We start from the raw sequence: 13,661 nt of genomic DNA, 5'->3' as shown, positions 1-13,661 counted from the left end.
ATTTTCAAATTTATTTTTAATGTTAATTTATGTAAAAAAGTGACATTTTTTGTCACTTTTCTTAAATCAATTTAAAATAATTGGCTGATTACTGAGCTCATTTTCCAAATCTTGCACTTTATCATCATAAAAACGATTCAAAATTTCACCGACTTCCATCACACCAACAATAACACCCTGTTTATAATTTTTATTTTTTAGCTCATTAATCATGTGATCACAGATTGCTTGCCAATCCTGTTGCGTTGTGGCCTTTTGAATTCCACGATCAATCACAATTTCAACTTTCTGTTCACATAGATTTAAATATAACAGTACACCACTATTAAACTCTGTATCCCATACACCTAATTCAGCAAAAAGTTGTTCTGCTCGCTGACGAGTATTCATTGAATAAGCCAAGGCACATGGAATATATCCCTCTATGACCACTTGGATCTCTCCAACATGACCTTGCTCCGCTTGTTTCACTGCCTCTGCAATCGCATTTTGATCCATTTTGGAAAAATAACGTTTAGACGCAGGCAAATAACAAAAATGCTTAATCCAACGCTTGAAGCTCGGTTGAGATGCTTGTTGCAACTTTGGTTCAGTGATAATTTCTGTCGTTTCAGTTTTTGTTACCATGAGCCTGACGCACCTCCCCCACCAAAGCCACCACCACCGCCATTAAATCCACCACCGCCAAATCCGCCTCGACCGCCACTGCCGCCGCGTCCTCCGCCAGATAAAAATGCTTGGAAAATCAACTGTGCGATTGATGTAAATAATAAAAAGAAAATTCCAATACCCACAATTAAGCTGATTAAAATCCCTGAACCATAAATCATACTCGCAGCAAAAGCAGTAACACCCGCGACCGAAGCACTTAAACGATTACCAATAATAAAAGAACCAATCACACCAGCGATTAAAATAAATAATACCGTGTTAAATGTCTTTTCCTTTGCATATTGCGCTTTTAAGGCTTGTTCTTGTCTAAGTTTCAGTTCTTCAGCAGCTTGCTGGGCAATTTCCGGATCAAGGTTAACGATTCGTTCAATTTCTCTGACCCCTGCAATTAAACCCTGTCCAAATTGATTGACTTTAAAATAAGGGGTGATTTGTTCGCGAATGATTCGACTCGCAACGATATCTGGAATCACACCTTCCAATCCATAACCTGTTGCGATATGTAATCTTCGATCATTAATCGCCACTGCGATTAATAAACCATTATCTTGTTGAGCAGAACCTAACCCCCAAGTCTGTGCAGTCCGCATTGCAAAATCAAAGATACCTTCCTGACCAGTTGTCGGAACAATGACGATCCCAATTTGAGCCTTACCCTCATTATATAGACCGCGAATTATTGTATCGAGTTCTGACTTTTCCTGAGGAGAAAGTATATTCGCCTGATCTATCACAGGTTCATTTAATGTAGGGAGTTGACGTTGTGTGTCTCCTTCCTGCATATCATTTGAAACAGTAACAGGAGGTACTGGAGTTGGTTTATTTTGCTGAACACTTGATGATGGATTTGTTGAATTGGGTTGAATCACTTTTCCCAGCACAATCGCATCAGACTCATGATCTACTGCTGTTGCAGTTTCTGCATGAACCATTTGCAATGTACAGGTCATCGCAAAGACAAATAGCCATGAAAGCAATTTCATACTATTGTGTCTAAGATGCTGAGTTCTCATGCTCATATTCATCAACTTATAATCATTGATTTAATCAAAAGAAACATTAGGTGCCTTTTGTGCACTCGCTTCAGCACTAAAGTTTTCTTTTGCATCCATGCCAATGACTTTCGCAGTTACGACTTGTGGGAATTGACGAACATAGGTGTTGTAATCTTGGACGGTAGAAATATAGCGATTACGCGCAACTGCTATACGGTTTTCTGTACCCTCTAATTGTACCTGCAAATCACGGAATTGCTCATTCGCTTTAAGATCTGGATAGTTTTCAGTCACTGCCAGCAAACGTGATAATGCACTTGTCATTTGCGATTGCGCTTCTTGATAACGCTTGAATAGTTCAGGATTTTCAAGCACTTCTTTATCAACTTTAAGCCCTGCAACATTTGCACGTGCCTCTGTGACTTCAGTTAAAACTTGTTCTTCATGTTTTGCATATCCTTTAACTACATTCACCAAATTCGGAACAAGGTCTGCTCGACGCTGGTATTGGTTTTGTACCTCAGACCATGATGCAGTCACCGCTTCATCTTTCGCTTGAAGTGTATTGTACCCACAACCTGTGAAAAGCAAGGAACTTGATAATGCGAGCACAACAGCTGATTTTTTTAAAATTTGCATGACATCAACCTCATTATTTATTTGTATTTGTTTAATTAAAAATATTGTATATGCAAATTCAAAATTGAATGTAGCATTTATTTTATGGCTTTAATTTATATAAAAACATTAAAATAAAAAAAGCCACCCTAAGGTGGCTTTTTGTTTGAAATTACTCTTCGTCTTTTTTATCGTCAGCTGGAGGTAAGTCCTTCACAGCTTCAGCAATTAGACCAAACATGTAGTTTCCGTATGCATTAGTTTTATCATAATGGAAACGTAAACGAGGTGTGATACGTGTCTTAATACGACGACTCAGCTCATGGCGCAGAAAACCTGATGCTTTATTTAAAACATCTAGAGTATCTTTATTTGCTGCTTCACTTTGCTCATCACCAAGTTCACGACCCATGACAGTGACATAAACTTCAGCATAGCCTAAATCTGGGCTCACTTTCACCGCTGAGATGGTCACAAGACCACCTAAGCGTGGATCTTTCAGCTCCTGACGGATAAGTTCAGACAATTCACGCTGAACCGTGTCCGCCATACGCTTAAGACGTTGACTACCCGCCATTAAAGACTCCGTTTAATTAATTGAACATCATAGACTTCGATTTTATCGAGCACTTTGATGTCTTTATAGCCTTTGACTGCAAGACCACATTCCATACCAGCACGAACTTCTTCAACCACTTCTTTATAACGGCGAAGTGATTCAAGTTCACCTTGGAACACAACCACGTCATCACGTAAGACACGAATTGGTTTATTACGGTGTAATAAGCCCTCAAGAACCATACAACCTGCTGCCGCACCAAATTTACTTGAGTGGAATACTTCACGTACTTCAGCCACACCAAGAATTGTTTCACGATGTTCTGGTGCAAGCTTACCACTCATTGCATCTTTCACATCATCAATCAATTGATAAATGATTGAGTAGTAACGGATGTCGATACCATCTGCGTCAGCTTTTTGGCGTGCTGTATTATCTGCACGAACGTTAAAGCCTAATAAGAATGCTTCTGAAGATTCTGCAAGTGTGACATCAGACTCAGTAATCGCACCAACACCTGAACCAATGACACGCACTTTCACTTCATCAGTTGAAAGTTCAGCCAATGCAACATGAAGCGCTTCCAATGTACCGCGAACATCTGTCTTCAGAACTACATTCACAATCGGCACATCTTTTTTGCCCATTGAAGCCATTAAGTTTTCAAGACGCATTGCAGATTGACGCTCTAAACGTTTTTGACGTTCACGATCCATACGCGCATCAGCCACTTCACGTGCTTTCTTCTCATCATTTACAACAAGAACTTCGTCACCTGCCATTGGCGCTTCTGGAAGACCTAAGATTTCAACTGGAATCGATGGACCTGCAGACTTAATACGTTGACCATTTTCATCAGTCATCGCACGTACACGACCGTAAGATGCGCCTGCAAGAACGAGGTCACCTACTTTTAATGTACCATTTTGAACAAGAATCGAAGTAACCGCACCACGACCTTTATCAACACGTGCTTCGATTACAACACCTTGTGCCGCACCTTCTTCAGAAGCTTTTAGCTCTAGAAGTTCAGATTGAATCAAGATCAAGTCAAGAAGTTCATCAATACCTGCACCCGTGTGCGCAGAAACCATCGCGACAGGGACATCACCACCCCATTGCTCAGGCACGATTTCTTTAGTTGTCAATTCATTCAATACGCGATCTGGATCAGCAGATTCTTTATCCATCTTGTTGATTGCAACAATGATTGGCGTACCTGCTGCACGAGCATGGTCAATCGCTTCCGCTGTTTGTGGCATAACACCATCATCAGCTGCGACCACCAATACAACGATATCAGTTGCTTTCGCACCACGTGAACGCATCGCAGTAAATGCTGCGTGTCCCGGAGTATCTAAGAAAGTGATAATACCTTTATCCGTTGTAACGTGATAAGCACCGATATGCTGTGTAATACCGCCCGCTTCACCTTGCGCTACTTTCGCACGACGAATACGATCAAGAAGCGATGTCTTACCATGGTCAACGTGACCCATGATAGTAACCACTGGTGGACGCGTTGTTTGTGCACCACGTGCTTCTTCAGCCGCTTCAAGTAAGTTATCTTCTGCTTGAGTATCTGATACTAGAACTGGGTTATGACCCATTTCTTCAACCACTAGAACTGCTGTATCTTGGTCAATTGATTGGTTTTGAGTGACAAGCTCACCCATTTTCATGAGTGTTTTAATTACTTCACGAACCTTAATCGCCATTTTTGCAGCAAGGTCAGCAACAACAATAGTTGCACCGATTTCAACATCATAAACTTGCTTTTTAACTGGCTTCTCGAAACCATGTTTATTAGCTTGGCTTGATTTCAAACCACGTTTATGAGAGTTGTCACGGAAAGATTGCTCTTCTTGACCTCGACGACCACCTTTCTTAGGAGAACGTGCACCTGGTGTGTTATTACCACGCTTAATGTCACGGTCTTCTTTCGCAAATGAATCTTCGTATGCTTGACCAACAAGACCAGCAGCCAATGGAGAATCATCGACCACACGAATCGTTGCAGTTGCATCTTCATTAGAGTACTTAGAAGCCATCTGACGCATTTGTTCAAGCGTACGTTGTTGTGCTTCTTCAGCTGCTTTACGACGTGCTGCTTCTTCAACTGCTTTTAATTTAGCAGCTTCAGCTTCACGTGCTTTTTTCTGTTCTGCAGTTTCAGTTGGCTTAGTTGCTTGTTTAACAATCGGTTTATTTGTTGACTTGCGCTTAACCACAACCGCAGCTTTAGCAACTTCTTGCTTCTCACTCGATTGTTTCGCTGCAGCACGCATTGCATCTAAGTTCGCTTTCGCTTTACTTACTGCAGGTTGCGCCTTCTCTTCAGCTTGAACTGGTTTAACTTCAACTTTTTGCTGTGCTTTTGCTTCAGTTTCAGCTTTTGCTTTTGCCAATGCTTCAGCTTTAATTTGTTCAGGATCTGGCTTAGTGAACGTATGCTTCTTACGAACTTCTACGTTAATAGTTTTAGCTTTACCTGATGTACTTGCTACTTTTGCAGTACTCGTAGTTTTACGTTTCAACGTGATTTTTCCTGCGCTGCCGCTGTCTTGCCCATGCGCTTTTTTCAAATGAGCGACTAAACGGTCTTGCTGTTCTACTGAGATTGTGTCTTCTGCCTTAGATTGAGGCAACCCAGCATCTCGCACCTGATCTAATAGTTTTTCAACTGGAAGACCTACGCTGACTGCTAACTCTTTAATTGACTTATCCGTCATGTATGACCTCCTCGTTAATTAAACCATGATTCACGTGCTTTCATGATCAATTGACCTGCTTTCTCAGCACCTAAACCTTCGATATCAGAGATATCATCAGTTGCCTGATCTGCTAAATCATCTACTGTGATTACACCGCGAGCCGCTAATGCATAAGCAAGCTCTGAACTCATTCCTTCCATTGCTAGAAGCTCTTCGCTCGGTTCTTGAATATTTTCTTGCTCTTTCAGTGCATCTGCTAATGCAACTTCTTTCGCACGGCTTTGTAAAAGCTCAACCGTTTCTGCATCTAATTCGATTTCATCAAATGTTTCAGCTGGAACGTAAGCAATCTCTTCAAGTGAAGTAAAGCCCATTTCTACCAATGCCATCGCAAGGTCTTCTTCAATATCAAGACGACCTACAAACATATCGAGATATTGCTGTGCTTCATTTTGTTGACGAGCACGGTACTCTTCTTCAAGCATCATATTGAGCTTGTAACCAGTTAACTCAGAAGCTAAACGTACGTTTTGACCTTGAGAACCAATTGCACGCGCCAATTGATCGCTTGTAGCAAAAATAATATCTGCTGTGCGTTCTTCTTCATCAATCACAATACCCGATACATCTGCTGGCTCTAAAGCACTTGCGATATATTGAGCTGGATCATCTGACCAAACTACAACATCAATACGTTCACCGTTCAATTCTTGCTGTACAGCTTGGATACGTGTTCCACGCATACCAATACATGCACCAACTGGATCAATACGATGATCGTTCGTTTTCACTGCAATTTTAGCACGAACACCCGGTTGACGTGCAGCAGCTTTAATTTCGATGATTTCTTCAGAAATTTCTGGAATTTCTTTTTTCATCAATGCCATTAACATTTCTGGCTTAGCACGAGAAAGTTGTAGCTGCGCACCACGACCTTCACGGTTTACGTTAAATAAAATCGCATTTACACGCTGTTTAGGACGTAAAATTTCTTTTGCGATCATTTCTTCACGTGCAAGATATGCTTCCGCATTCTCACCGAGGTCAATAATGAAACCATCTTTAGTTTGTTTCTTTACTTCACCGTAAATTAACTCACCAACTTTAGATTCATATGCATCTGCAATAAGCGCACGTTCAGCTTCACGAATTTTCTGAACAATAACTTGCTTCGCGATTTGAGCTGCAATACGACCAAATTCAATTGATTCTACTTCAAGCTCACGCACATCACCGATTGACCATTTCGCTGGGTCCACATCAGAAATCGCGTCTTGGCATGCAGGCATTTCATGATCTTCATCTGCTACTACAGTCCATTGACGGAAAGTACGGTATTCACCAGTCTTACGATCGATTTCAACGCGCAACTGTGCTTCTTCAGAATTTGTGCCTTCGTAGAATTTTTTCTTCGTTGCAGCAACTAGAGCTTGCTCGAGCGCTTCGAAAATCGCTTCACGACTAACACCTTTTTCATTACTAACCGTCTCAGCAACGGTAAGAATTTCACGGCCCATAAGTCACCTACTATTCAAATTCTTTTAGTTAAGATTAATTTAGTCTTGGTAGATCAAGTTGGCCTTATCGATATTGTGACTATCGATCTCGAGCACTTGTTGCTTTTCAACTTCAACTTGGATCATTTCATTTTCTACATCTACAGCAACCAGTTTCGCTTGGAATTTACGGCGGTTATCCACTGCAGAAATCAAACGTAAAGCAACTTGTTGACCAATATATGCTTGCATCTGTTCAAGTTTAAAGAAAGTGCGATCCCAACCTGGTGATGAAACTTCTAATGCGTATTCACCAGAAATTGGATCATGAACATCGAGGATTGCACCAACTTGTTGGGTAACACGTACACAATCTTGCACACCCACACCACGACCAAGATCAATTTCACCGTCTTCGGAAATAACAGGTTCTTTGTTTGGATCTTCAGGCTTGTCAATGTAGATACGTACTAGCGAACGCTTACCCTGAGGTGTAAATTCTAAACCCCATAGTTCAACATCGCACGCCTCAACAGCGGGTGCGATCAGTTCATACAATGCTTGGGTTTTATTTGATAACTTCATTTACTCTCGTCATTTATGTGCGATTCAATCGGCCAACAGACCGACACAGACTAACTATAGTGATAGCATGATTATTTGACCAATTGATGTCCACACTACACGATAGATAACAAAAAAGGGCGCATTCGCCCCCATTATTGCACAGAAAAGCAATGCCCACTGTGCAAAAAGGCCCACCTAGTTGTGAGCCTCTTTAGAAACTTGGTAGCGGGAGCTGGATTTGAACCAACGACCTTCGGGTTATGAGCCCGACGAGCTACCAGACTGCTCCATCCCGCATCAACGTGCAAAATTATATCTAAATTTGAATCATTTTTCAATCAGAAAAACTTTCTAATTAGACTTGATTAAGTTGCACCTTAATCAAAAGTGGTAGCGGGAGCTGGATTTGAACCAACGACCTTCGGGTTATGAGCCCGACGAGCTACCAGACTGCTCCATCCCGCATCAACGTGCAAAAAGTATATCTCAACTCAAACTTTGTTTAAGTTGCCTATCTTAAGTTTGCATCTTAATTATAGGATTGATTGGTAGCGGGAGCTGGATTTGAACCAACGACCTTCGGGTTATGAGCCCGACGAGCTACCAGACTGCTCCATCCCGCATCAACAGATTTTGCTGCAAACACCAACTTAAACTTCTGGATTATAAGTTGGTGCGGAAGGGGGGACTTGAACCCCCACGCCCGAAAGCACTACCACCTCAAGGTAGCGTGTCTACCAATTCCACCACCACCGCAGCTGTGACGCATTCTAGTGGTTTCAATGAAAAATTGAAAGCGAAATATTCAATTATTCAGCTGGTTTTGGTGCAGTTGATGAAGTTTCAGGCGATTTTTGATCAACTTGCTCAGTTGTGTTAATCGTTTTCAAACCATAAGCATCTGTCGTTTGCTGCTTCGCAAAGTAAGCCAAGCTAATACTTGTGATAAAGAATAAAGCAGTAAGTATCCCGGTTAAACGAGTTAAGAAGTTACCAGAACCAGAAGCGCCGAATACAGTCGCTGCACCGCCACCGCCAAAAGACGCACCTGCATCTGCACCTTTACCATGCTGTACTAGAATTAAAATAATCATCAATAACGCTAAAATGATGTGTAGCACCAGTACAAAAGATTGCATGATGAACTCCTAATTATTTTGATTGGGCAAATGCTTGCGCAATTTGAACAAATGATTCTGCATTGAGTGATGCACCGCCTACGAGGGCACCATTGATATCAGGGCATGCTGCCAATTCAACAGCATTCTCAGGTTTTACACTACCACCATAAAGAATTGCTATGTTTTGACCTTCAGGTGTAATTTGACTCAATCCTTCACGAATTTTAGCATGCATTGCTTGTGCATCATCCGGGGAAGCTGTTTTACCAGTTCCAATTGCCCAAATTGGCTCGTAGGCGACGGTAATATGCACCCATTGCTCTGGATTCACAACACCTGCAATGTCACAAATTTGTTGTAACACCACTTGCTCAGCTTGCCCACTTTCACGCTGTTCAAGGCTTTCACCCACACAATAGATGATATGTAAGTTAGCAGCTAAAGCATTTTTTATTTTTTCATTAAGAATCGCAGGCGTGTCATTAAATATTTCACGACGTTCAGAATGTCCAATTAATACATAATCGACTTGGCTATCCTTTAAAAGATCTGCGCTAACTTCACCTGTAAATGCACCAGTACCCGCAATACGTGATACATCTTGAGCGACCACAAACACTTCATGAGCATCTGTTGCAAGTTCATTTTTTACTTGGAGTAAAGCCAATAAAGTTGGCGCAACACCAATTTTACAAACATCATGAGCGATTGAAGCTTGCTCAAGCTGTTGTTTCAAATCAGCTAAAAGCTGTTGCGTGTTAGCCTGCATTGGGTTCATTTTCCAATTGCCTACAACCCACGGAGTAATTGTCGAACCCGACATAGATCTAACCTTCTATCAAAAATGCGCACATTCTACACGGATTTTAAAAAATTAACGTAAAAATTCAATGGATACAGATTCAGCACCTAGAATTCTTTAAAAAAAGGCAACATAAGACACAATACCCAATAGAATAAGTGAAAAAATTCAATTTTTTCATAGTTTTCGGATAATATTAATGATTTTAAGTATAGAATTTTCTACTTATAACCGTATAATTTTAATATTCGAATTATAAAATGAATTTAAGGCGTATTGGGGATGACTTTAGATCAAAGTGGGCCAAAATTTTCTGGGTTAAGTCGTCGTTTGGTTGATGAAGGCATTTTGACCTCCCAGCAAATGCAAAATGCTATTATTAATTCAAAAAAATCTCATCAAAAATTAGTACCTTACCTCGTTGAACATCTCAAAATACGAGCAAATACGATTGCTGAAATGGTTGCTCAAGAGTTTGGGGAGCCATTGTTCGATTTAGATGCATATAATGTTGAGTTACTACCCAAAGATATCGTTGCAGAAAATCTTGTTACAAAACATGTAATCTTACCTTTATATCAACGAGGTATATCTTTATTTGTAGCGACGAGTGATCCTACAGATATCGAAGCATTGGAAGCAATTCGATTTAATAGTAAATTAAACGTCGTTCCTATTACTGTAGAACATAATAAACTTGAAAAACTGATCGAAAAGCATTTTTCTGAAAATGAGAATTTCAATTTCGGCGATGAAGATCTTGACGTTAACGTGGTCGAGAACGATACACCGCAAAATAATAACGATGATGGTCCTTCAGGTGATGATTCCCCGATTGTTAAGTACATCAACAAGCTTTTGGTTGACGCCATTCGCATGGGTGCATCAGATTTACACTTCGAACCTTATGAAAAAACGTACCGAGTTCGATACCGCGTTGATGGTGTTTTAAGAACTATTGCAAATCCACCATTGCAACTCGCGAATCGATTAGCTTCACGCTTGAAAGTTATGTCTCAAATGGATATTTCAGAAAAGCGTATTCCGCAAGATGGCCGTATTAAGCTTAAATTATCTCGTACTAAAGCGATTGATTTTCGTGTTAACTCATTACCAACCCTATTTGGCGAAAAAATCGTATTACGTATTTTGGATCCGTCTAGTGCAATGCTCGGTATTGATGCATTAGGTTATGAAGAAGATCAGAAAGCTTTATTCCTTGAGGCACTTGAGAAGCCTCAAGGCATGTTACTGATTACGGGTCCAACAGGTTCTGGTAAAACAGTATCGCTTTATACAGGATTGAATATTTTAAATACTGAAAATGCCAACATCTCTACAGCAGAAGATCCCGTAGAAATTAACTTAGAAGGCATTAATCAGGTCAACGTCAACTATAAAGTGGGCTTAAGCTTCTCAGTCGCATTGAAATCATTCCTGCGTCAAGATCCTGATATTATTATGGTCGGGGAGATTCGAGATCTCGAAACAGCTGAAATTGCAATTAAGGCAGCACAAACAGGCCACATGGTGATGTCTACACTTCATACCAATAGTGCTCCTGAAACCTTAACCCGGTTGCGCAATATGGGGGTTCCCTCTTTTAATATTGCAACTTCGGTGAATCTCGTCATTGCTCAACGACTTGCTAGACGACTGTGTGTACACTGTAAAGTACCTGCTGATATTCCTAAACCAAGTTTGTTAGAAATGGGATTCACAGAACAGGATTTAGCAGATCCAGATTTTAAAATTTATCAACCTGTCGGTTGTCCTGAGTGCCGTGATGGTTATAAAGGACGTGTCGGTATTTATGAAGTCATGAAAGTGACACCTGAAATTTCGAAGATTATTATGGATGATGGCAATGCATTAGAGATTGCAGCTGCATCTGAAAGACTGGGGTTTAAGAATCTTCGACGTTCGGGCTTAATTAAGGTCATGAACGGACTCACTTCTTTACAAGAAGTGAATCGTGTGACCAGTGAATAATTAAAAATAAGGAAATCATTATGGCGGTGAAAAAAGCACAGATGATGCCAACGTTTGTATATGACGGCGTGGATCGCAAGGGAACCAAAGTTAAAGGTGAAATGCCTGCGCGTAATATTCAACTTGCAAAAGTCATGCTCCGCAAACAAGGCATTACGGTGCGTAGTATCCGCGAGAAGCGCAAGAATATTCTTGAAGGCTTAATGAAGAAGAAAGTGTCTACTTTGGACATCACCATCTTTACGCGTCAGCTTGCCACCATGATGAAAGCAGGTGTACCACTTGTTCAAAGCTTTGAAATTGTTGCAGAAGGCTTAGATAATCCTGCAATGCGTGAAGTGGTTTTGGGTATTAAAACTGAGGTCGAAGGTGGTAATACTTTTGCAGGTGCACTACGCAAATATCCTCAGCATTTTGATCAGTTATTCTGCTCATTGGTAGAATCAGGTGAGCAATCAGGTGCGCTTGAAACCATGCTCGATCGAGTTGCGATTTATAAAGAAAAAAGTGAAGTTCTCAAACAAAAAATTAAAAAAGCGATGAAGTATCCAATTGCTGTCATTGTGGTTGCAATTATTGTGACCATTATTTTGATGGTCAAAGTGGTTCCTGTCTTCTCTGAGATGTTTAGCTCATTTGGCGCAGACTTACCTGCGTTCACGCAACTCGTAGTGGCAATGTCTGAGTGGGTGCAAAAATATTGGTTTATTTTAATTATTGGTATCGCGCTGACCATTATCGGCTTTATTGAAGCCAAAAAACGTAGTCAAAAATTTGCGGATGCATTAGATCGCACGGCTTTAAGGCTGCCTATTTTTGGTGATTTGGTTTATAAAGCAATTATCGCACGTTATAGCCGTACACTTTCAACCACATTTGCTGCCGGCGTCCCTTTAATCGATGCACTCCAATCAACAGCTGGTGCAACGAATAACGTGGTATATGAGCAAGCAGTTATGCGTATTCGTGACGACGTTGCAACTGGTCAACAGCTTCATTTCGCTATGCGCTCGACCAATTTATTCCCATCTATGGCTGTGCAAATGGTAGCAATTGGTGAAGAATCGGGTTCACTCGATGCTATGCTAGATAAGGTTGCAACCCATTATGAAAGTGAAGTCGACAATGCTGTCGATGGCTTAACCTCCATGATGGAGCCTTTGATTATGGCCATTCTAGGTGTCTTGGTCGGCGGCTTAGTCATCGCAATGTATCTTCCAATCTTCCAAATGGGTTCTGTGGTGTAATGAACGAAATAATTGCGTATTTAATTCAATCGCCTACAGCACTCTATTTAACTGTGGGAATCATCAGCTTATGTGTCGGCAGTTTTTTAAATGTTGTCATTTACCGCACACCTAAAATGATGGAGCAAGAATGGCGTCAAGACTGTCAGATGTTTTTACATCCCGACCAAGCCATAATTGATGAAGATAAGCTCACGCTAAGTAAACCTGCATCGACCTGCCCAAAATGTAAAACACCTATTCGTTGGTATCAAAATATCCCCGTGATAAGTTGGTTATTTTTACGTGGAAAATGTGGTGAATGTGAAAATCCGATTGGTATTCGTTATCCACTGGTAGAAGTTTTGACTGCTGTTTGCTCATTAGTGGTCGTCGCGGTATTTGGTCCAAGCCTACAAATGCTTTTTGGCTTAATTTTAACGTGGACACTGATCGCACTCACATTCATCGACTTCGATACACAACTTTTACCCGATCGATATACTCTCCCCTTGGCTGCACTTGGTTTAGCGGTAAATAGCTATGCACTCTACACCTCACCTACCTCCGCAATTTGGGGATATTTGATTGGTTTCCTCTGTTTATGGGTGGTGTACTATCTATTTAAAATCGTGACAGGCAAAGAAGGAATGGGATATGGCGACTTCAAATTACTGGCCGCGCTTGGTGCATGGATGGGTCCATTTTTATTACCGCTCATTGTCCTACTTTCATCCTTAGTCGGTGCAATCATCGGCATCATTTTGATGAAAGTCAAAAAAGAAAATCAGCCCTTTGCTTTTGGACCTTATATTGCGATTGCTGGATGGATTGCATTCTTATGGGGTAACGAAATTATGAAGGTTTATTTAGGCGGTTAAGCTAAAATAAGCCCCATT

The 13,661-nt window shown here is 40.9% G+C and carries 12 protein-coding genes and 4 tRNA genes; 3 read left to right on the top strand and 13 right to left on the bottom strand.

What is annotated here, in order from left to right; genetic code table 11:
• Positions 1–66 precede the first annotated feature (66 nt).
• The 13 genes from AC1M9J_RS08970 to tpiA form a co-directional block, all read right to left on the bottom strand.
• Positions 67–627 (bottom strand): TPM domain-containing protein, encoded by a 561-nt coding sequence (locus tag AC1M9J_RS08970; protein ID WP_481952172.1) that lies wholly within the window; start codon positions 625–627, stop codon positions 67–69.
• Positions 621–1,685, bottom strand: coding sequence for a TPM domain-containing protein (locus AC1M9J_RS08965; RefSeq protein WP_481597512.1), 1,065 nt, complete (start codon positions 1,683–1,685; stop codon positions 621–623). Before AC1M9J_RS08965 ends, AC1M9J_RS08970 begins: the two co-directional genes overlap by 7 nt.
• Before the next feature lie 30 nt (positions 1,686–1,715).
• A complete protein-coding gene (locus AC1M9J_RS08960) occupies positions 1,716–2,306 on the bottom strand; it encodes a LemA family protein (RefSeq protein ID WP_092766659.1) in 591 nt (196 codons plus the stop codon).
• A 151-nt stretch (positions 2,307–2,457) separates the two neighbouring features.
• A complete protein-coding gene (locus AC1M9J_RS08955; protein ID WP_035266025.1) occupies positions 2,458–2,862 on the bottom strand; it encodes a ribosome-binding factor A in 405 nt (134 codons plus the stop codon).
• Positions 2,862–5,576 (bottom strand): translation initiation factor IF-2, encoded by a 2,715-nt coding sequence (gene infB / locus AC1M9J_RS08950; protein WP_180028666.1) that lies wholly within the window; start codon positions 5,574–5,576, stop codon positions 2,862–2,864. Before infB ends, AC1M9J_RS08955 begins: the two co-directional genes overlap by 1 nt.
• A 14-nt stretch (positions 5,577–5,590) precedes the next feature.
• Positions 5,591–7,075: a transcription termination factor NusA gene (gene nusA, locus AC1M9J_RS08945; RefSeq protein WP_035266021.1), complete on the bottom strand. Its 1,485-nt coding sequence runs from the start codon at positions 7,073–7,075 to the stop codon at positions 5,591–5,593.
• 39 nt (positions 7,076–7,114) lie between these two features.
• Positions 7,115–7,639: a ribosome maturation factor RimP gene (gene rimP, locus AC1M9J_RS08940; protein WP_035266019.1), complete on the bottom strand. Its 525-nt coding sequence runs from the start codon at positions 7,637–7,639 to the stop codon at positions 7,115–7,117.
• A 202-nt stretch (positions 7,640–7,841) separates the two neighbouring features.
• Positions 7,842–7,918 (bottom strand) — tRNA-Met (locus AC1M9J_RS08935).
• 91 nt (positions 7,919–8,009) lie between these two features.
• Positions 8,010–8,086: transfer RNA gene (locus AC1M9J_RS08930), tRNA-Met, on the bottom strand.
• An 81-nt stretch (positions 8,087–8,167) separates the two neighbouring features.
• Positions 8,168–8,244, bottom strand: a tRNA-Met gene (locus AC1M9J_RS08925).
• A gap of 48 nt (positions 8,245–8,292) precedes the next feature.
• Positions 8,293–8,377, bottom strand: a tRNA-Leu gene (locus AC1M9J_RS08920).
• A 53-nt stretch (positions 8,378–8,430) separates the two neighbouring features.
• Positions 8,431–8,760, bottom strand: a complete 330-nt coding sequence (secG, locus tag AC1M9J_RS08915) for a preprotein translocase subunit SecG (protein ID WP_035266018.1) — start codon at positions 8,758–8,760, stop codon at positions 8,431–8,433.
• A gap of 13 nt (positions 8,761–8,773) precedes the next feature.
• Entirely contained in the window at positions 8,774–9,565 is a 792-nt protein-coding gene (tpiA, locus tag AC1M9J_RS08910; protein ID WP_035266016.1) for a triose-phosphate isomerase, read from the bottom strand.
• 261 nt (positions 9,566–9,826) lie between these two features.
• Here tpiA and pilB point away from each other — a divergent pair, with 261 nt between their 5' ends.
• Genes pilB through AC1M9J_RS08895 form a run of 3 tightly spaced genes read left to right on the top strand, consistent with a single transcriptional unit; the run spans position 9,827 to position 13,643 of the window.
• The gene (gene pilB / locus AC1M9J_RS08905) at positions 9,827–11,536 is read left to right on the top strand and encodes a type IV-A pilus assembly ATPase PilB (protein ID WP_092766658.1); all 1,710 of its coding nucleotides are present in this window, start codon (positions 9,827–9,829) and stop codon (positions 11,534–11,536) included.
• A 20-nt stretch (positions 11,537–11,556) separates the two neighbouring features.
• Positions 11,557–12,783 carry a type II secretion system F family protein gene (locus tag AC1M9J_RS08900; RefSeq protein ID WP_035266014.1) on the top strand — a complete coding sequence of 409 codons (1,227 nt, stop codon included), beginning with the start codon at positions 11,557–11,559 and terminating at the stop codon, positions 12,781–12,783.
• Positions 12,783–13,643, top strand: a complete 861-nt coding sequence (locus AC1M9J_RS08895) for a prepilin peptidase (RefSeq protein WP_035266012.1) — start codon at positions 12,783–12,785, stop codon at positions 13,641–13,643. The genes AC1M9J_RS08900 and AC1M9J_RS08895 overlap by 1 nt, the downstream gene beginning before the upstream one ends.
• Positions 13,644–13,661: the final 18 nt, after the last annotated feature.

This window comes from Acinetobacter sp. ANC_7588 (genome assembly GCF_056783995.1).
This window is presented reverse-complemented; position numbering and strand designations above follow the sequence as displayed.